This window comes from Paenisporosarcina sp. P4_B8 (genome assembly GCF_056402175.1).
In genome coordinates, this window is record NZ_JBFUHX010000002.1 from 25384 (window position 1) to 45104 (window position 19721).

The window sequence follows — 19721 nt, forward strand, 5'->3', positions numbered from 1 at the left end:
AGAAGGATTAATTCTCATAATTGTTGAACTTATTCAACTAACGGGGCAGCATTCCTGTTTGAAGGATGTTCGAGGTCTTGAAAGAAAAAGAGCCCTCTAGTATGATGCATGAGTGTCAACGACCATTGACCCATCATCAAACAAGGAGGACTTCTCTATGCAGTTTAAATGCAATGTAAAAATTAATCAAGTGACTGAAAATACACTTGTTGTCGGAATAGATATTGCCAAGCGTGTTCATTACGCGTGCTTTGTCGATGAAAGAGGGCGCGTGATTAAAAAGGCCTTTCCGGTACATCAATCAAAAAAAGGCTTTGATAGTTTGTATGAAAAGATTCGTCAAACGATGAAAGAAGCTAAGAAAACAGACGTTATAGTCGGAATTGAGCCAACAGGCCACTACTGGATGAACTTAGCTAATTTCTTAGACCACTACGGCATTCCACTTGTCATGGTGAATCCAATGCACGTCAAACGTTCGAAGGAACTGGACGATAATTTACAAACAAAGAACGACAAAAAAGATGCGTTGGTCATCGCACGCTTATTGAAAGATGGACGTTTTAGCTATCCACGTTTGTTAAAAGACGTAGAAGCTGAACTGCGTATCGGATCTACTCTCCGTTCAAAGTTAACGGAAGATTTAGCAAGTATTAAAAATCGAATCATCCGTTGGCTTGATCGCTATTTTCCAGAGTTTACTCGAGTCTTTCCGTCTTTTGGAAAGATGGCGCTGGCGGCATTGGAAATGACGCCATTTCCACAGGATATTGAAGGGAAGACAGCTGAGGAGTTGGTCTTTTTATACCGTGAGGTAGAGGGTATGAGGACACCACAGTTGCCGAAAGCAAAGCTTCTCATTGAAGCATCGACGAACTCAATCGGACTGACAGAAGGAGAACAGATGGCCCGACATGAAATCGCCAYGCTTCTASGTCAGTATCGCTTATTAGAAAACGAAATTGAATCTGTGAATAGTCAATTAGCCGAAATGGCACAAACAACTATGGAATWTGAGTTTCTCTCTTCTGTTCCTGGTTTAGGAGATGCAACAATTGTTGATTTAMTTTCARAAGTAGGAAGCTTTTCGCTTTATGAAAATCCACGCCAATTGATTAAACTAGCGGGATTGACATTACGTGAAAACTCATCTGGTCAACATAAKGGGCAAAAACATATCTCCAAACGAGGAAGAWRGAGACTTAGATATATTCTTTTCAAAGTAATCGTCCCACTCATWCGTCATWACGAAGCGTTTAAACGGCTTCATGAATACTACACAACACGCCAACAAAATCCCTTGCGGGGTAAGCAGTCGATGGTGGTCCTRTGCGGTAAATTACTAAAAGTATTGCATGGTATTTGTAAAAAGAAAGTCCATTTTAATGAGCAATATATGATGAAGGATCTCTACTGTCTCGCAGAGACAGCGTAAACATTTCTTATCATCGAGACCTATAACCAGAAGGATGACACGGAGAAGCCAGCATCATAACTAAACTAAGACCACGAGTCCCCGGGGCAGCTAAGCAGGCCTCTGCCTTATGAATAGACCGAACGAAGGAATGTAAGCGCAATTGACGCTAAGAGACATRGGAGGGTCCGTCATCATAAGTTTCGCAGAGATCCATTGTGCATCACATAGTGGAGAAAAAAGCTAATGATTTCCATTAGTTTTAGCGAAGCGTACGCTCTATTTGGTAATAAAAACAAGAAATTCAAGATAATGTTTATAAATTAGATGAAAAATATTTTTTCTACATTATGAAGTGGTGCAAACCGTTGATACATCAATATTTATAGAGGGAGGTTAGTTSAATAAAGAAAATAATATGATAAAACAGGGGGAGATGTGAATTGAAGAAGATTTCTTGGATGAAAAGGCATGTTATCACTCTTTTAATTACGTTATTTGCATTGGGTGGTTGTAACCCGGTTAATTCAAACGATATCGAAGGCAGTATTTATGAGATCGGAGAAAATAGCATAAAAATTGAAGTATTTGGAGATGACCCAGAAGCTGAGTATCCTGTTTATGAAATTTTTATTAATGATGATACAGAATTTGAAGGTACAAGAAATAGCTTCGACAAATTAGAAGTGGGAGACAACGTGGAAGTATGGTTAGAAAATCAAGAAGCAGATGAAAAGATTGCTGAAAAAATCTCTGTATTTGTTGTATATAGTTAAGAATGAAGATTAAGATATGTCCAGAAGAAATAATGTTGTATTCAACTAACGGGTGCTTTAGTTGAATAACCAGCTGCCTTTACAGGCGGCTTTTTCTTATGGAGTAATGAAGTCGAATACTTCCTCATCCGGATGTTATGTCAACGCGTTGTGCATACACCATTCAAGCCAGTTCATTTTTTTACTACCTCCAGGAAGTATTTTTATGTTTGTAGAATTCTCAAGGGAAAATGCATATGTTATTCTATAGTTGCATTAAGGAAACTTTTTTTCTTCAAGGAAATAAGCTCGGATTTTCTTGCATATTTTTATATAGGAGGTATTTTATGTTTGTAGGATTCTTAAGAGAACATGCATTTGCTTCTAATTCATTACCTGTATTGTTTTGGGCGACTTCTTTTTATGTTTGTAAAATTCTTAAGAGAAAATGCTTATGATTCCCCAATATGGAAGACTAATGGTTTTTGACCGAAAATGATCACTTCCTGATCCTGGTGTTATGTCAACCTACTGTTAATGCAGCACACTCGTTCAGCGATAGAATAGATATGTTACTGAACGCATTTCTTCTTCAACTAACTGAAAATCATCTTTTTTATTGTACTAACGGGGCAGGTTAGTTGAAGAAGAAAATTGGGAAATTGGAGGAATTAGATGAATTCAAAGAAACCAGCAGGATTTGGTAAATACCGAATGAAACCGAAAGGAATACTAAATAAACCTTATTATATCGGTAATCATCAAATTTAGACTTACTTGGCACTCACACTGGCAGTGTGAAGGTCATTAAGGAAAAGAAGAGTTGAAAACAATATAAAAGCACGTTCTTCTGAGTGTACTTTTTTTGAAAATCGCAACCCATATTACAACCCATATCTTTAGAAATAGAAAAAGCACCACCTCCTAAGAGATGATGCTTTTTTGGAGAAACCCTTGTTCCTAAAGGTTTCCTGCGGGTTTGGCACCCAATGATCCCGACTGGGCTCGAACCAGCGACCTCCACCCTGTCAAGGTGGCGCTCTCCCAGCTGAGCTACAAGATCGTTTTTACTAGGACAAATTCTATTATATCGTTCATAGGCTAATAGTCAATGACCTAGTGAAGAAATTTGCGAATAAATTACTTTAAAAAATATGTCCATTCAGTTTGTGCATGTCCATTTACAATCGACCAGCATTCTATCGCGACCGCCTTGCCTGATTGCGGTTCAAACGCTAAGCTGGCTCTCTGGAAAAGCGGACCCCACGCGGTGAGAGGAACTTTGTTAATTAGTGAAGAATGAGGAACCCATTTACCTGGCAGGTAGGGAGATATTTCATTCGTATGTAAATGCGAAATTAATGAAAATAATTCCCGATGAAACGTCTCCAATTCTTTTGTAACGACGGGAGCCGCAAAAAAAGTACCATTCTGTTTGAAGAAACCTAATGAAGAAAAAGAAATGTCTAGTTGTTTTTGTTGTTCTATCCATTTGTTTACTTGTTCTTTTAATGTCGCCGGATTGATCTTTTCAAAAGAAAACAGGCTGATATGTGGAGGCATTTGCGTTTCATTGCCCCGTCTTGAAGCTAAGTGTAAGTCTTTGCTATCATGCTCTAATTTTGTGGAAAGTTTGTAATCAAACCTTAAGACAAGTACTTGCATATTCATTTCTCCTTTAGTTATTCCCCAGATTTTTTAAATCCTGCATCCAATGCTTGCTGCTCTGAACAAAACCATTTTTCTGGTTTTGTTTGATCATAATATTTTCCTGTTGGTATGTGATAAATTTTCTTTTTTTCACGATTGATATTGCCTTTAATTAAGCATTCGCTCGGCTGTTTATTTACTTCTGTTTTTTCTTCTTCAACTTTTGTTTCATCGAATCCTCTTTTAGTTACATAGTTTTTATATTCCCATACTCCCAAATTGTTTTTACGGACAATTGCTTCAGCTTCTTTGTAAGCATCTACATAACGATCATTTGGAGGGAAAACATAGGCAACACGAGCAAGCCCTTCTGATAGCAACATTTCTTGGACGGATTGTCCATCTGCATAAACATATGCCAAAAGACGCTCGTAATCATCATAGCGGTCTCCTTCATCAAATTTGAGAGACACAGCAACATTCTTCAGCAACTGTTCATTCCGTTCACTATCTTCGTCACCAAAAGGCTGATTCCCAAGTGTTTGGTGTCTTACTTCGGGAGTATCGATTAATAAATACCTAACAGTTTCTATCTTTCCGTTATACTTTACTTTAATGGTATCTCCATCAATGACAGCAATCAATTCGACTGGAATCGTATCGTTTGCACTGGTTTATTTATCAGTAGAATTCGAACTCACATCACAGCCTGCGAAGAGAACTGGAACGAGAAGGAGCCACAACCATTTTTTCATTTATATCCCTCGATTTTTACTGTCTAAATGTATGTACTAAATATAACCGAACAGGAAGGAAACGACTATGACAGAAACTATTCATTTAGATTTCCCTTATAATTTCGAGCGTGTGCTCGATCGATTATCAATGGATCCATTAATTTCTTTAAACAAAGAAAAGCGATATGTAATGGTGCCAACTGAAGAGCGCAAAATATATAAGGTTCAAGCCTTTGGGACAACCGTTGAGCCTGCATTCAAAATAATAGGACCTGAAGACGATAAAGAAATCCAAAAAATCAAAGAAATTTTTCATTTCGACCGTTCCCTAGAACCTATTCATGAACACTTTGCAAAAACGAACCTTGCTTTACTATTTGAAGAACACCGGGGGACACCCATCATTCGGGAATTTTCGTTGTATGCGACCTTAATGAAAAGCATTATTCACCAGCAGTTGAATTTATCCTTTGCACATACATTAACAGAGCGATTTGTTCATACATTCGGCGAACAAGTGGAAGGAGTATGGGTGTATCCTGATCCTGCTGCAGTAGGGGAACTTCAAGTTGAAAATCTGCGGAAATTGCAATTCAGTACGAGAAAAGCAGAATATGTAATCGGTGTTTCAAAAGCTATTGCAAACGGAGAACTGGATCTTGAATCACTTTCTTATCAAGATGATGAAAAAATTATTGAGACTCTAGTGAAATATCGTGGAATCGGTCCATGGACAGCGGGAAGTTTTTTGCTTTTCGGATTGGGCAGACCCAATTTATTTCCACTTGCAGATATCGGTTTGCAAAATGCATTGAAAAAAATTTGGGGAACAGCAGATAAACCGAAAGCTGCGGAAATTTCTTCACATTTTCCGGAATGGTCTCCTTATTTAAGCTACGCATCGCTTTATTTATGGAGAAGTATTGAGTAAATTCTGTCATTCAGTCGAATTATGTATGTCTAATTAATGGGTCCCAATGATACAATAATTTTATGAAATATCAGATAATGATCTTGGGGAGTAGACAACATGAGAATTAGAGATTGGGATCGAAGTTTGAAAGCAAGGTTAATAGGAGAAGCGTTTATGAACATTACGTTTTGGATGTTTTTCCCTTTCCTTGCCATTTATTTTGCAGAGGAGTTTGGTAAAACTACTGCCGGTTTATTGCTTATCTTATCGCAAGTATTTTCAGTAGGAGCCAATTTAGCGGGAGGCTATTGTGCTGATCAGTTTGGTCGAAGAACGATGATGGTCATATCCTCGTTTGGTCAAGGGGGTGCGTTTTTCCTGTTTGCATTTGCAAATTCACCTATTTTAGATTCACCTAGCTTAGGATTTATCGCATTCACTATCGCAAGTATGTTTGGCTCTCTCTATTGGCCAGCAAGTCAGGCTATGGTAGCAGATGTAGTACCAGAAGAGCACCGTAGTGATGTCTTTGCCGTTTTTTATACTTCCATAAATATTGCCGTTGTTATTGGACCGATTCTTGGAGGAATTTTCTTTTTCAGCTATAGATTCGGGTTGATGGTAACCGCAGGTCTCGTATGTTTATTACTGGCATGGATCCTCATTAAATTTACTGAAGAGACGAAACCAGTTCGTTCAGATGATGAGGCACAAGGGGTACCTCGTGGATTTATGCATGCCATTCAAAAACAAGTGAAAGATTACGGTGTGATTCTGAACGACAAATTGTTTCTGCTTTTCATTATTGCAGGAATACTAAGTGCACAAACGTTTATGCAATTGGATTTATTGCTGCCGGTATATATAAAGGAAGTAATCGGACATCAATCTTTAGGAACTTGGTTTGGAACAGATGTAAAGCTTACAGGTGAACTTGCCTTTAGTGTACTTATTTCAGAGAATGGATTACTTGTAGCTTTGTTGACAGTTGCTGTTACACGGTTTGTTGCGTCGTTTAAAGAGAAAAACATTTTCTTCATCTCATCCATTTTGTATGCATTGGCCATGATTGTTTTTTCGTTGTTTGATTTATTTTGGATTTTTCTTTTGGCGATGGCAATCTTTACATTTGGTGAGTTAATGATTGTAGGCTTGCAGCAAAGCTTTATTTCAAAATTGGCACCAGAACATATGCGAGGCCAGTATTTTGCGGCTGCTAGTCTACGTTACACAATTGGCCGAATGATTGCCCCATTATCCATTCCACTAACAGTTTGGTTCGGCTTCTTTTGGACATTTACCATCATTGCGATACTAGCTGTAGTAAGCGCTTTTGTATATTACGGCATGTTCTATTTATTCGAACAAAAAAAGACAGCTTCTCCATCATCTTCTTGAGGGGGAAGCGGTCTTATGTAGGTTGGAATCGAAATTCTATATTCAAATTTATTGTTCCGTCGTTTCAATTTGTTCAATTTCATTGAAGTAGATGAAGGATTCTTCTTCTAATTCAGCTAAACGATCCTTATTGATACCTAAGCTTAAGTTTCCTGAAAAGATAGGTTCCCACCAAGTTTCTGTTTTTAACATGTTATTTCCTCCTTTGATTGTCTTAAATTATTTGTTAGTTCTTTACCCTAAAAAGTTACACATATAAACAACTTTTTTGATAAATACTTCTTAAGACCTTAAATTGAAGCAAAAACTATACGAAGGAGTGAGCGATATGAATCAAACAACATTTGCGGTTATTGGTACTGGTATTGTAGGAGAACGTATTATCAATCAACTTTTAGCTAATCCTAATTGCAAAATTGTCAGTGCGTTTGATGAGAATGCACAACGATTACAAGAAATGAAAAGTAAATACGAGTTGCCAATAGCAAATTCCATTGAAGAATTATTTGAGACGAAACCACACTGGGTGTATATAGGTACACCTCCTAATAGTCATGCCTCAATTGCTTTACAAGCAGCTGAAAAAGGCTGTTTGGTGTTATCTGAAAAGCCTCTCGCTCACGATGTGGAAAGTGGGAAATTAATGGTTGAAAGTGCTAAACAAGCAAATGTCTTAACGGCGATGCATTTTCCTCTTATGTATAGTCCGGCAATTCAAACGTTAATGAATGAAGTTGAAGACAATACATTTGGAGAAATACTTCGCGTTGAACTTCAAACATATTTCCCGCATTGGCCAAGAAAATGGCAACAGAATCCATGGATTGGTTCTCGTGCTCAAGGTGGGTTTATAAGAGAAGTATTTCCACATTATCTGCAAATCATGTATCGACTTTTTGGGGAATTTACATTTTCAGTACATCACACAAAATATCCTGAAGATCAAAGTCTATCTGAAACAGGAACTTCTGCATTCGGTCAAACTCACAGTGGAATTCCGATTCTAATCAATGGCTTAAGTGGAGTAGGACAGGAAGAACTTTTGGAATTCAAAGTGTTTGGAACAAAGAAAGTGATGACAATTAGAAATTGGTCAGAACTATGGATAAGCGAAAAGGATGAGCCGGAGAAGAAAGTCGAAATCAATAAAACAACCAAATCTTTGTGGGATGCTTGTCATGATGCGAGAAGTGGAAAAGAAGCTTCTCTTGTGTCCTTTGAAGAAGGGTTAATCGTACAGCGTTGGATTGATGAATTATTGACTTAAGTAAATTCCTTTTAGGCAAGTGGAATACATATGAAGACACCTTTTTTGAAGGTGTCTTCAGACTGTAGACAAAGAAAAAGATGAGTGAATATAACTGTATACTATTGAAAAAGAGCTTATGCAAGAATATGTTCATTTCCATTTTGCGGCGGACGCGTTTCGCAGGCACGGCTTCAGTCTCCTCGTCACTAGAAAAACCGGTGCTCCTGTATCGCTTCGCTAGCTTCGTCGGAAACGAATAGTGCAAACTTACATTTGCACTATTCGTTTCCTGCAGGGTCTTCAGCTCGTGCTGTTCCCGCTGAAAAGATTGGGACCAAAGGCAATTTGGTCCTAATCTTTGCGACGAGTAACCGCAGGAGCAGTTGTTTTCCGCCGCCTCCACTCCAATCAAAAGAAATTGTTTCTATAAGCGTATCTCTGCAAAATGTTTAAGTTGGAAGGTGGTTGGCTATTTCTGAAGACTCCTGCGGAAAAACGACACAAGCTAGACCCCACAGGCTTAGCTGTCATAGACAGCTGAGCCGAGGAGGCTAGCGTTTCGTCCGCGGAAAGCGAAGAAATAGCCGACCACAGTTTTTTTCGATAGAGTGCAAAAAATAAGAACTCAATTTTTATACTTTTATTTTAATTATTATTCTTTTGTCATCAAGCTGTAGACACCTTTTTTGAAGGTGTCTTTTTTGCGTGCAATCACACTACACGTTACAATAAAGTGATAGATGACGGGAGTGATAGAATGAATTTCACAGTGCAGGACGTTGACCATATGATTCAATCTCAACATGATTTTTACTATACAGGCGCCACAAAATCAGCAGCATTTCGAAAGCAGCAATTAACTAAACTGAAGCAGGCGATACAACTTCATGAACAAGAAATCGTACGGGCACTTTATGATGATTTACATAAAAGTGAATTTGAAGCATATGCCACAGAAGTAGGGTTTGTATTAGATAGTATCGGATATATGGTGAAACATCTAGAGGAATGGATGAAACCGGAAGCAGTTAAAACGGCTCTTCATTTACAACCAGCAAAAAGTTTCATTATTCGTGAACCTTATGGCTCTGTCTTGATTATTGGTCCATTCAACTACCCATTTCAACTGGTCATGGAACCACTGATTGGTGCGATGATTGGAGGGAATTGTGCTATCGTCAAACCTTCGGAATCGGCTACTCATACGGCTGTCGTTATCAAGAAAATCATTGAATCAACATTTCCACCAGAATATATTCGTGTGGTTGAGGGCGAACGGGATGAGACATCCATTCTTATTCATGCACCGTTCGATAAAATTTTCTTCACCGGAAGTGTTCAAGTCGGGAAAATCGTCATGAAAGCTGCAGCTGAAAGATTGACTCCTGTGACGTTAGAACTTGGCGGGAAAAGTCCTGCAATCATCGATCATACCGCAAATTTAGAAGTCGCTGCGAAGCGTATCGTCTGGGGTAAATTCGTCAATGCCGGACAAACTTGCGTGGCTCCTGATTATTTACTGGTGCATCACAAAGTGAAAGACCAATTTATTCAGTTATTAAGGAAAACAATAAAAGACTTTTACGGGAAAGACCTACAAAAGAGTCCGGATTATGGTCGTATTATTAATCAAAAACAGTTCGATCGATTAAAACAGTTAATCAGACATGAAGGTGCCCACATTGTATCCGGTGGAAATATGGATGAAAGTGACTTATATATTGAACCAACCATTCTAGACGGGGTTTCTTGGAATAGCCCTTCTATGGAAGATGAGATTTTTGGACCAATTTTACCAATCATGACTTATGATCGATTGGAAAGTGCAATAAGACAAATTAGAAAGTTACCAAAACCATTGTCTGCATATTTATTTTCTGAAAATGAAAATGCCATTCAGTACTTTTTGGATGAACTGCCTTTCGGTGGAGGGTGTATTAATGATACAGTGACCCATGTAGGGAGTGCTCATTTGCCGTTTGGCGGTGTGGGGTCATCCGGTCTGAACGCTTATCATGGGAAATATAGTTTTGAAGCATTTACTCATGCCAAATCAATTTTGAAAAAGAGTACCAAATTTCCAGTGAATATTGTATTTCCACCATATAAAAACAAAGTGAAACTTGTGAAAACTCTTCTTAAATAGAGGGTTATGATATTCTTAGCCTTCGAACCTTGAACAGTACAGTTTTACAAAGCTAAATAAAAAAGATACTAATACTAAAAAATCAGCGACCTTCATCTAATTGGAAGTCGCTGATTTTTCTGCTTTATTATAAGGGAGTAAGATTGATACGGTAGTGCCTTTATTGAGTTGGCTATTAATAGTAATTTTCCCGGCATGCTCCTGAATGATTTTTTCGGAAATCATCATTCCAAGTCCAGTACCTGTGGTTTTCGTCGTGAAGAAGGGTTCAAATATTTGATTCACAACTTCCGGCGTCATCCCAGCACCATTATCACGAATATGAATACTGACGAATCCATCTGTCACCAAATCTGTAGAGATTTCTAGGGAGCCTTCATTGGTCAGTGCTTCAATTGCATTTTTAACAATATTGATTATTACCTGTTTAATTTGATTCTGTTCACCAATAACTATTGCATTTTGGGCATTCCAAGATTCTTTCAGTAATATACCTCTTAAATTAAGCTCTGGACTAAATAGAAGCACGACATCTTGAATGATTCTATCAAGATGAAATTCTTTTGCCTTTGTGACATGAGGTTTTGCGAGAATTAAAAACTCACTGATGATTAAGTTGATTCGCTCAAGTTCTGAAGCTATTAACTTTGTATAAGTTTGATAGGGGTGTTGATCATCTGTATTCATCATTTGAATGAAACCTGAAATCACAGTCATTGGATTACGGATTTCATGCGCAACCCCTGCAGCAATTTCTCCTGCCAGTTTCAGCTTTTCAGTCTGGACAATCAGTTTTTCTGCTTCTTTACGATAAGAAATATCCCGTGTAATAACGGACATTGCTACTATATCTCCACTTTTGTTGTAAATGGGACTTAACGTCAATTGCGCATCAAAGAAAGTGCCATTTTTTTTCATATCTATTGTTTCGAATGAGTAAAAACTTTCTCCTTTTAAAACTTTTTCGATTCTTTCGTTTGCTGCTGCCACATTCTCAGGTGGTACAAGCGGAATTTGGTTGCCGATACATTCCTCTCGACTCCAGCCATAGAGCAGCTCAAAAGCTGGATTCAGTGCAATAATGCGGGCATCTAAATCAAATACTGCAATGCCATCCTTGGCATTCTCAAAAAACATATGTAAATAGCCTTCCCTGGAATCTAGGGCTCTTTCCAGTGTCGAATGCTGTTCTTCCATTCGATGCCATGTGTTGCGCATAAAGAGTGAATGGACAACAGCCGTCAAACTTATTAAAATCAAAAACAAAAGGACAACATATAGATTACCGAATTCAATGGTACTTTCAAAATCTATATAGTTTTTTTGGAAAATATAAATGACTTCCAGTGCAGTAATTGGTAAAAGAATTAAACTTGAAATGATTGAATGGTATAATGAAGCGATGAATAGTGGATATACAAAAAGTAAAATATGTATGTAATAAGGTGTATCAATAATTAGATATAAAATATATCCATTCATTCCGCCCAGAATCAGGGTTTGCATCACATAATTATTTATGTTCATTCTACGAAGAATATATAACAGGATACAATATAGGATAGCGAAAAGTGGGATGGAAACTGGATTTTGGTAATGGATAAAAAGACTTGATAATGTATGTAAAAGTAATCCAATTGCAAATAAATTTATGAACAATCGATTGCGTTTTGTCAGGAGCATGGATTTGTCCATTTTTCACCTCGTTAATAAGTATTTATTCCTATATCATACATGATTTAGCGGTGTGCGAACATGCTGAATTTTGATATGATATTTATCATACAGGGGGTTAATCATGTCAAGTGTGTTTAAAGAGAAAGAAACAGTTCAATTACTTAAAAAACTTGTAGAGATTCCAAGTCCTTCGGGATATACGAAAGAAATCATGAGTTTTATGGCTTCGCTTTTAGATAACATGCATGTATCATACCAACAATCAAACAAAGGGGCATTAATTGCCACGATTGAGGGAAAAGATAATTCTAAACATAGATTGTTAACTGCACATACAGATACGCTCGGTGCGATGGTCAAAGAAATCAAAGGTAGTGGACGAATTAAACTATCGATGATTGGTGGATTTAATTGGAATGCGGTAGAAGGCGAATATTGTCACATACATACAGCCTCTGGTAAAAAAGTCCGCGGAACGATTTTGATGCATCAAACGACTGTACATGTCYATAAGAATGCCGGTTCTGCAGAACGCAATGTTGAAAATATCGAAGTACGTATAGACGAGAAAGTGACGAACGCAGAGGAAACAAAAGCACTTGGAATAGAAGTGGGTGACTTTGTATCATTTGATCCTAGATTTGAGCAAGTAGAATCAGGCTTTATCAAATCACGCCACTTGGACGATAAGGCTAGTACAGCTTTATTATTACAATTGATTGCTTCCATAAAAGAAAATGATTTGAAACTTCCTTATACCACTCATTTCTACATTTCGAACAATGAAGAGATTGGCTATGGTGGTAATTCGAATATTCCTGACGAAGTAGTGGAGTATATCGCTGTCGACATGGGTGCAATTGGTGATGGGCAAACATCCGATGAATACACGGTCTCCATTTGTGCGAAGGATTCTTCAGGTCCCTACCATTACGAACTTACACGCCATTTGGTTGAGTTGGCTAAACAGCAAGGCATTGAATATAAGCTGGATATTTACCCGTATTATGGTTCTGACGCCTCGGCTGCAATTCGCGCTGGATTCGACGTCAAACATGCCTTATTCGGTCCAGGTATTGAAGCATCACATGCATACGAACGGACACATATTGATTCATTGAAAAACACTTCAGCACTGCTAGAAGCATATGTGCTCTCTCCAATGGAGACAGAATAGGAGGAAAGCAAATGCAGTCAATTGACTTAATCAGTTGCTTGCCGGTTAAAGAAATTCACGGATCACTTCCAGCCGAAGTGTTTGATATAGCGGTTGATTCACGTAGTGTTCAACCAGAAAGTATTTTTATCTGTGTTAAGGGATATACCGTAGATGGCCATGATTATGCCTTACAAGCAATTGAAAGTGGGGCAAAAATAATTGTTTCAGAAAAACAACTGGAACTGGACTATTCCCGAGTCGCCTGTGTAGTCGTTGATGATACAACGCGAGCAGGCGCGTTGCTGGCCTCCAAGTTTTATGGATATCCATCCAAAGATTTAACAATGATTGGTGTAACCGGTACAAATGGTAAAACAAGTGTAAGTGGCATCATTCAAAATATGCTTCAAGGACTTGCTGTGAAATCTGCCTTGACTGGTACAATCGGTTTTAATTTAAATGGAGTTTTGTATGATTCTGCGAATACGACGAGTGACGCATTAAGCACACAATTAATGATTCATCGTGCGAAAAGCGAAGGCTGTCAGACAATGATTATGGAAGTCTCTTCTCACGGATTGGTACTAGGGCGTCTAACTGGTGTAGATTTTGATATTGCTATCTTTACAAATTTAACGCACGACCATCTGGATTTCCATGGAACAATGGAACAATATGGACAAGCAAAAGGTTTATTGTTCTCACAATTGGGTCAAGATTTACAACGTACAAAACATGCAATTGTTAATGGAGATGATCTCTGGTCTAACCGATTGAAAGAAATGACGGGTTATCCTGTATGGTCATATGCGATTCATTCGGATGCACATTTCCAGGGGCGTAATATTCTGTTGCAATCAAATTGTACAAAATTTGAGATGAAGACCCCTGAAGGGATTTTTCCTGTACGTATGAATCTTCTTGGGGAGTTCAATGTATATAATGCATTGGCTGCAACAACGGCTTTGTATACACAAGGATATACAATTCCACAAATCATTGAACAACTTGAAAAAATTCCGCCAGTTAAAGGACGAATGGAAAAGTTGGATAGTGAGTTGCCCATATCCATCTTTATTGATTATGCTCATACACCGGACGCGATTGAAAAAGCGATTTCATCAGTCCTACCGTATCAGACAAATCGTCTCATCTTCTTAGTCGGAACGGGTGGTAATAGAGACCGATCAAAACGTCCTGCAATGGCACAAATGGCTTCGGTCGCTGATTATGTGATTTTAACGACGGACGATCCACGCGACGAGCCATACGAATCAATTCTTACTGACTTGGAAAAAGGAATGTTGCATAAGAATTATGCGTGTATTGGTAATCGTGAAGCGGCTGTAAAACATGCAATCGAGATTGCTGAGCCAGGTGATATTATCATTTTTGCAGGTAAAGGACATGAAGATTATCAAATCATTGGACGTACTAAGTTCCCGCATAGCGATGGAGATATAGCATTGGCTGCTGGTAAATTGAAATTCCAGGATTCTCCCTCTCGTTCTTGAAATAGCAGAAGTTTACACTGAAGCGAGAAATCGGGCTGGAGCTTAGTGCTGGAAATCGTAACAAAGAACCGATCACATTTGCCGATCGGTTCTTTCGACTTTTTGTTCACTTGTAATTTTTTGAAAAACTCCATATGATGATAAAGGAAAAAAAGAAGGAGAATACCTAATAATGACTAATCAAGTTCAAGACCAAATACAAGCAAGAAGAACATTCGCGATTATTTCCCATCCCGATGCCGGTAAAACAACAATGACAGAAAAATTGCTGTTTTTTGGTGGAGCCATTCGTGATGCAGGGACGGTAAAGGCTAAAAAAACCGGTAAGTTCGCTACATCGGACTGGATGGAAATCGAAAAGCAACGTGGTATTTCTGTAACTTCTTCAGTTATGCAATTCGATTACGACAATTGCCGTATCAATATTCTAGATACACCAGGTCACCAAGATTTCAGTGAGGACACATACCGTACATTAATGGCGGTAGATAGCGCGGTGATGATTGTTGATGCTGCAAAAGGAATTGAAGCTCAGACAATAAAATTATTTAAAGTTTGTCGTTTACGTGGGATTCCTATTTTCACGTTCATCAATAAATTGGATCGCCAAGGTAAAGAACCTCTGGAACTAATGGAAGAACTTGAAGAAGTGCTGGGAATTGAGTCGTATGCAATGAACTGGCCAATTGGTATGGGGAAAGAATTTTTAGGGATTTATGACCGATTCAATAATCGTATTGAACAGTTCCGTACCGATGAGAAGGAACGCTTTTTGCCATTAGACGAAGATGGTGGATTAGCTGTCGATCATTCAATGAAACAAACTTCTTATTACAAACAAGCTTTAGATGATATTTTGTTGTTAAATGAAGCGGGTAATGACTTTGACCTTGAGAAATTAAAAAATGGAAAAATGACACCTGTATTCTTTGGCAGTGCCTTAACGAATTTTGGTGTCCAAACATTCTTGGAAACTTACTTACAATTTGCGCCGACTCCACAACCTCGAAAAACTGATGCTGAAGAAGTGATTAATCCAGTATCAGAGGAATTCTCAGGGTTTATCTTTAAAATTCAAGCCAATATGAATCCTGCTCACCGTGACCGTATTGCGTTTGTGCGTATCGTATCAGGTAAATTTGAACGTGGTATGACTGTGACTTTATCCCGTACTGGTAAAACGTTTAAACTGACTCAATCGACTCAGTTTTTAGCGGACGATCGTGAAACAGTGGACTTCGCAGTTGCAGGAGATATTATCGGTTTACATGATACCGGCAGTTATCAAATTGGGGATACCATTGTTGGTGGTAAAAAGACCTTTAATTATGAGAGACTTCCTCAATTCACACCAGAATTATTTGTTCGTGTTACAGCCAAAAATGTAATGAAATCAAAGCATTTCCACAAAGGCATCATGCAATTGGTGCAAGAAGGTGCCATTCAATATTATAAAACTCTTCATACGGAAGACGTCATTTTAGGAGCGGTAGGGCAGCTTCAATTTGAAGTATTTGAACACCGAATGAAAAATGAGTACAACGTAGAGGTTCGAATGGAATCTATCGGTAATAAAATTGCCCGTTGGATTCAGAATGAAAGTGAAGTTCAAGAATCTATGTCAAGTCCTCGAAGTATGCTTGTTCGTGATCGTTATGATCGATATGTGTTCTTATTTGAAAATGATTTTGCAATGCGATGGTTCCAAGATAAAAACGAAAATATCGAGCTGTATAGTTTGTTATAAAGAGAAAACCTGTCTTTTGACAGGTTTTTTATTTTGTTGGCTATGTTAATTTTTAATGCTGTTTTATATAAATTAGAGGGAATTTGCTCCCTTTCCGCGGACGAACAGGCAAGCCTCCTCACTCGTGCCTCGTGAATTAATACAGAAATATTGTCAATCACGTTTCCGAATAAAGTTTCACACGATTCACGTTTGAAGTAAGTGGGCGTAACGAATATGATAGAGAGAGAAGTTTTTGTAGGAGAGGAAATTATGAAATGAAAATCAGCGATTTTTCAATAAAACGTCCCGTTTTTACAACAGTCATTATGTTTTTGGTTATTATCTTAGGTTTGGTATCGTACTTCAAAATACCAGTTACGTTAATTCCTGAATTGAACCCTCCTATTGGTGTGGTAGTTACAAGTTATCCAGGGGCGAGCCCGACTGAAGTCAGTGAAAAAGTGACAAAGCCACTTGAATCAAGTTTGTCAACTTTGCCGGGGATAAAAACATTGCAATCTACTTCGCAAGAAGGCGTCAATATTATTGTATTGCAATTTGATTGGTCAACCAATATTGATGATATACAAAACGATATCATGCAGCGTATCGATCAAACTCCAGTACCTGACGATTCTCAAAAACCTCGCTTTTTGAAATTTGACCCAGCACAGTTCCCGATCATTCAGTTATCACTTCGTGCTCCTGAAAATGAGGGAGACGTCCGAATCATCGCAGAACAACTGGAAAAAGAACTGCGACGCACAGACGGCGTAGCGAGTGTCAATGTTTCAGGGGCGTTAGTGGAAGAAGTACAAATTTTACTGGATCAACAAAAGCTTGAAGCTAAAGGACTAGCGCAATCTGACATCGTGCAGTTGATTCAAGCAAATAATGTTTCGTTTCCTGGTGATCCAATCGAAACACAAGATGGAAAGCAACTGACTACACGTATTGTCAGTACACTGACAAATGTCGAAGATATAAAAAATTTAGTGGTGACTGTCAATCCTATGGACGGTAAGAACATAACCGTTGCAGACGTAGCAACGGTTGAGTTGGCAGAACAAGAAACCTCAACTGAAACTCGTGCGAATGATGAACCCGCGGTTTTGATGTCAGTACTGCAAGAATCTGGAGCCAATACAGCAGATGTTTCAACTTCGTTAAAAGAATCTTTAGATGAACTTTTAAAGAAGGATGAGTATAAAGGGGTAGAAGCGGATATTTTGTTTGACCAAGGTGATTATGTGAAGTTAGCCATCGGAAACATTGGTTCTTCGCTCATATTTGGTGGACTCTTCGCCATGCTTGTACTTTTTGTTTTTTTACGCGGAATAAAGAGTCCAATTATCATTGGAATTGCTATTCCGTATTCAGTCATCGTAACGTTCGTGTTAATGTATTTTGCTGATTTTGCTCTAAATATCATGACGTTGGGTGCACTTGCACTTGGTATTGGGATGTTGGTAGATAATGCAATAGTGGTCATCGAAAACATCGAACGTCATCTCGGTATGGGGAAAGACTCTAAAACTGCTGCTTCTGAGGGAACAAAGGAAGTAGCAGGGGCAATTATAGCATCAACTTTAACAACTGTTGCTGTGTTCGTTCCTGTTATCTTTATCACAGGTTTAATTGGACAAATTTTCACTGAGTTTGCCTTAACCATTTCCTTTAGTTTAATTGCTTCTTTGGTAGTGGCACTGACCGTCATTCCGATGCTTGCAAGTAGAATGATGAAAAAACCTAGAGGTGACTTCGAAGCAAAACGTCGACGTTCAAAATCATATAATAATTTTGAACGCTCGGTTAAATGGGCTCTAGGACATCGATTAATGGTATTGATTATCACTTCAATCATGCTAATAATTGCAACATATGGGTTGTTCCAAGTGGGAACCGAGTTTTTACCGGCTACTGATGAAGGATTCGTTAGTGTCAATGTCGAGTTAGATAATGGATCTTCTGTAAAAGCAACAAAAGCAGTAGTGAAAAAAATAGAAAATCAATTAAACAAAGAAAAAGATGTGGATGTATATGTGAGTCTCGTTGGTGGAACACAACAAGGCCAATCTCGAGGAACTTCAGAATCGAATAGAGCGGAAATATATATCAAGCTCATTCCTTTAGATAAACGTGAGCGTTCTGTATTTGAATTTGTTGATGAAGTACAACCAAAAGTATTGAAAGACGTAGGGGAAGAGGCAGAAGTAAGTTTTAATTTGCAAACTGCTGCTGGCTCCACACCAAATTCATTATCATTTTCCGTAACAGATACGGATGACAAACGTTTAGAAAAAGCAGTTTCTGATATTCAAGGCTCTTTAAGTGAATTTGATTCAATTACAGAAATCACGAACGATTTAGAAGAGAGAATAGATGAAGTGCAAGTGTCCGTGAACAAAGATGCAGCAACCGAATATGGACTAGCTCCTGCACAAATTGCCCAAACGGTGAACAGTGTGACGAGAGGCGATTTTGCTACACAAATTATTTCAGAAAATGAAGATGTTTATGGTGTATATGTAAAATATGATGAAAAATACTCTAGCAGCATTCAGCAATTGAAGAAACTGAAATTGCGAACACCTTCAGGTCAATTTATTGAATTGCAGGAAGTGGCAGAAATAGAAATTGCCGAAGGTCCTGTTTCCATTCGTCGAATTGACCAAGCAGCTTCGGTCAGCTTTAAGTTAAAATATGAATCGTCTTATACTTTAGGTGAAATGTCCGATCAAGTTGACGAGGCAATTGAAAAATTAAACTTGCCAGAAGAGGTTGATATTAAGTTCGGTGGTGACCGTGAATTATTCGAGAATGCCATTAATGATATGTTGCTGGCAGTCATTCTTGCAATTGTACTTGTCTATATTGTTATGGCTGCACAGTTTGAATCGTTCAAATATCCATTTGTCATCATGTTCTCAGTCCCACTGATGATTATCGGAGTAGCACTGGGCTTGTTTATCACTCAGACTCCAATCAGTATTACAGCAGTAATTGGCTTATTAGTGCTTGTAGGTATTGTAGTTAATAACGGGATTATGCTGGTCGATTTTATCAATCAACGCAAAAAAGAAGGATATAATTCTTATGATTCAATTATTTCCTCAGCACGTGATCGAGTGAGACCGATATTAATGACCGCGCTAACCACGATTCTTGGTTTGTTGCCACTAGCGATTGGGATAGGTGAAGGAACTGAGATTAATCAACCTATGGGTATTGTCGTAATTGGTGGTCTGATCAGTTCGACATTGCTGACGCTGTATGTCATTCCAGTGATTTATAGTTTATTTGATCGTGAAACACGTCGAAGTGCAAAAGAACCGATATCTTGAACAGACAACGTCTATTTATAAATAGACGTTGTTTTT

14 protein-coding genes and 1 tRNA gene are annotated in these 19721 nt (G+C 38.3%); 10 read left to right on the forward strand and 5 right to left on the reverse strand.

Features of this window, described 5'->3' with window-relative positions; translation table 11 throughout:
- Positions 1–157: 157 nt before the first annotated feature.
- Together AC1DSK_RS02210 and AC1DSK_RS02215 are read left to right on the forward strand one after the other, a co-directional pair.
- Entirely contained in the window at positions 158–1435 is a 1278-nt protein-coding gene (locus AC1DSK_RS02210; RefSeq protein WP_477598034.1) for an IS110 family RNA-guided transposase, read from the forward strand.
- Between the two features lie 422 nt (positions 1436–1857).
- Positions 1858–2190: a DUF5666 domain-containing protein gene (locus tag AC1DSK_RS02215; RefSeq protein ID WP_477548605.1), complete on the forward strand. Its 333-nt coding sequence runs from the start codon at positions 1858–1860 to the stop codon at positions 2188–2190.
- A gap of 969 nt (positions 2191–3159) precedes the next feature.
- Here AC1DSK_RS02215 and AC1DSK_RS02220 read toward each other — a convergent pair.
- The 3 genes from AC1DSK_RS02220 to AC1DSK_RS02230 form a co-directional block, all read right to left on the reverse strand.
- Positions 3160–3232 (reverse strand) — tRNA-Val (locus AC1DSK_RS02220).
- A gap of 77 nt (positions 3233–3309) precedes the next feature.
- Positions 3310–3834 carry a 2'-5' RNA ligase family protein gene (locus tag AC1DSK_RS02225; protein WP_477548606.1) on the reverse strand — a complete coding sequence of 175 codons (525 nt, stop codon included), beginning with the start codon at positions 3832–3834 and terminating at the stop codon, positions 3310–3312.
- 17 nt (positions 3835–3851) lie between these two features.
- On the reverse strand, positions 3852–4463 hold the full coding sequence (locus tag AC1DSK_RS02230) for a thermonuclease family protein (protein WP_477548607.1): 612 nt from the start codon (positions 4461–4463) through the stop codon (positions 3852–3854).
- A 178-nt stretch (positions 4464–4641) separates the two neighbouring features.
- On the opposite strand from AC1DSK_RS02230, the gene AC1DSK_RS02235 reads away from it, so the two are divergent.
- Together AC1DSK_RS02235 and AC1DSK_RS02240 are read left to right on the forward strand one after the other, a co-directional pair.
- Positions 4642–5487 (forward strand): DNA-3-methyladenine glycosylase family protein, encoded by an 846-nt coding sequence (locus AC1DSK_RS02235; protein ID WP_477548608.1) that lies wholly within the window; start codon positions 4642–4644, stop codon positions 5485–5487.
- Positions 5488–5586: 99 nt separating this feature from the next.
- Positions 5587–6867 (forward strand): MDR family MFS transporter, encoded by a 1281-nt coding sequence (locus AC1DSK_RS02240; RefSeq protein WP_477548609.1) that lies wholly within the window; start codon positions 5587–5589, stop codon positions 6865–6867.
- Positions 6868–6915: 48 nt separating this feature from the next.
- Here the strand turns inward: AC1DSK_RS02240 and AC1DSK_RS02245 are convergent, their stop codons facing one another.
- Positions 6916–7059, reverse strand: coding sequence for a hypothetical protein (locus AC1DSK_RS02245; protein WP_477548610.1), 144 nt, complete (start codon positions 7057–7059; stop codon positions 6916–6918).
- A 136-nt stretch (positions 7060–7195) separates the two neighbouring features.
- Here AC1DSK_RS02245 and AC1DSK_RS02250 point away from each other — a divergent pair, with 136 nt between their 5' ends.
- Both AC1DSK_RS02250 and AC1DSK_RS02255 read left to right on the forward strand, forming a co-directional pair.
- Complete coding sequence (locus AC1DSK_RS02250) at positions 7196–8134, forward strand: Gfo/Idh/MocA family protein (protein WP_477548611.1); 939 nt, start codon at positions 7196–7198, stop codon at positions 8132–8134.
- 739 nt (positions 8135–8873) lie between these two features.
- A complete protein-coding gene (locus tag AC1DSK_RS02255; RefSeq protein WP_477548612.1) occupies positions 8874–10262 on the forward strand; it encodes an aldehyde dehydrogenase in 1389 nt (462 codons plus the stop codon).
- Between the two features lie 96 nt (positions 10263–10358).
- On the opposite strand, the gene AC1DSK_RS02260 is transcribed toward AC1DSK_RS02255, so the two are convergent.
- A complete protein-coding gene (locus AC1DSK_RS02260; RefSeq protein WP_477548613.1) occupies positions 10359–11957 on the reverse strand; it encodes an ATP-binding protein in 1599 nt (532 codons plus the stop codon).
- 103 nt (positions 11958–12060) lie between these two features.
- Here AC1DSK_RS02260 and AC1DSK_RS02265 point away from each other — a divergent pair, with 103 nt between their 5' ends.
- The 4 genes from AC1DSK_RS02265 to AC1DSK_RS02280 all read left to right on the forward strand — a co-directional run bounded on the left by AC1DSK_RS02265 (position 12061) and on the right by AC1DSK_RS02280 (position 19685).
- Complete coding sequence (locus AC1DSK_RS02265; RefSeq protein WP_477598037.1) at positions 12061–13116, forward strand: M42 family metallopeptidase; 1056 nt, start codon at positions 12061–12063, stop codon at positions 13114–13116.
- A gap of 11 nt (positions 13117–13127) precedes the next feature.
- Positions 13128–14612 (forward strand): UDP-N-acetylmuramoyl-L-alanyl-D-glutamate--2,6-diaminopimelate ligase, encoded by a 1485-nt coding sequence (locus AC1DSK_RS02270; protein WP_477548615.1) that lies wholly within the window; start codon positions 13128–13130, stop codon positions 14610–14612.
- Positions 14613–14784: 172 nt separating this feature from the next.
- Positions 14785–16359, forward strand: a complete 1575-nt coding sequence (locus tag AC1DSK_RS02275; RefSeq protein WP_477548616.1) for a peptide chain release factor 3 — start codon at positions 14785–14787, stop codon at positions 16357–16359.
- 257 nt (positions 16360–16616) lie between these two features.
- Positions 16617–19685, forward strand: coding sequence for an efflux RND transporter permease subunit (locus tag AC1DSK_RS02280; RefSeq protein ID WP_477548617.1), 3069 nt, complete (start codon positions 16617–16619; stop codon positions 19683–19685).
- Positions 19686–19721 lie beyond the last annotated feature (36 nt).

Coding starts and splice junctions, on each gene's coding strand:
- AC1DSK_RS02225 (WP_477548606.1), bottom strand. CDS start 3,834: ATGCAAGTACTTGTCTTAAGGTTTGATTACAAACTTTCCACAAAATTA.
- AC1DSK_RS02235 (WP_477548608.1), top strand. CDS start 4,642: ATGACAGAAACTATTCATTTAGATTTCCCTTATAATTTCGAGCGTGTG.
- AC1DSK_RS02240 (WP_477548609.1), top strand. CDS start 5,587: ATGAGAATTAGAGATTGGGATCGAAGTTTGAAAGCAAGGTTAATAGGA.
- AC1DSK_RS02245 (WP_477548610.1), bottom strand. CDS start 7,059: ATGTTAAAAACAGAAACTTGGTGGGAACCTATCTTTTCAGGAAACTTA.
- AC1DSK_RS02250 (WP_477548611.1), top strand. CDS start 7,196: ATGAATCAAACAACATTTGCGGTTATTGGTACTGGTATTGTAGGAGAA.
- AC1DSK_RS02255 (WP_477548612.1), top strand. CDS start 8,874: ATGAATTTCACAGTGCAGGACGTTGACCATATGATTCAATCTCAACAT.
- AC1DSK_RS02260 (WP_477548613.1), bottom strand. CDS start 11,957: ATGGACAAATCCATGCTCCTGACAAAACGCAATCGATTGTTCATAAAT.
- AC1DSK_RS02270 (WP_477548615.1), top strand. CDS start 13,128: ATGCAGTCAATTGACTTAATCAGTTGCTTGCCGGTTAAAGAAATTCAC.
- AC1DSK_RS02275 (WP_477548616.1), top strand. CDS start 14,785: ATGACTAATCAAGTTCAAGACCAAATACAAGCAAGAAGAACATTCGCG.
- AC1DSK_RS02280 (WP_477548617.1), top strand. CDS start 16,617: ATGAAAATCAGCGATTTTTCAATAAAACGTCCCGTTTTTACAACAGTC.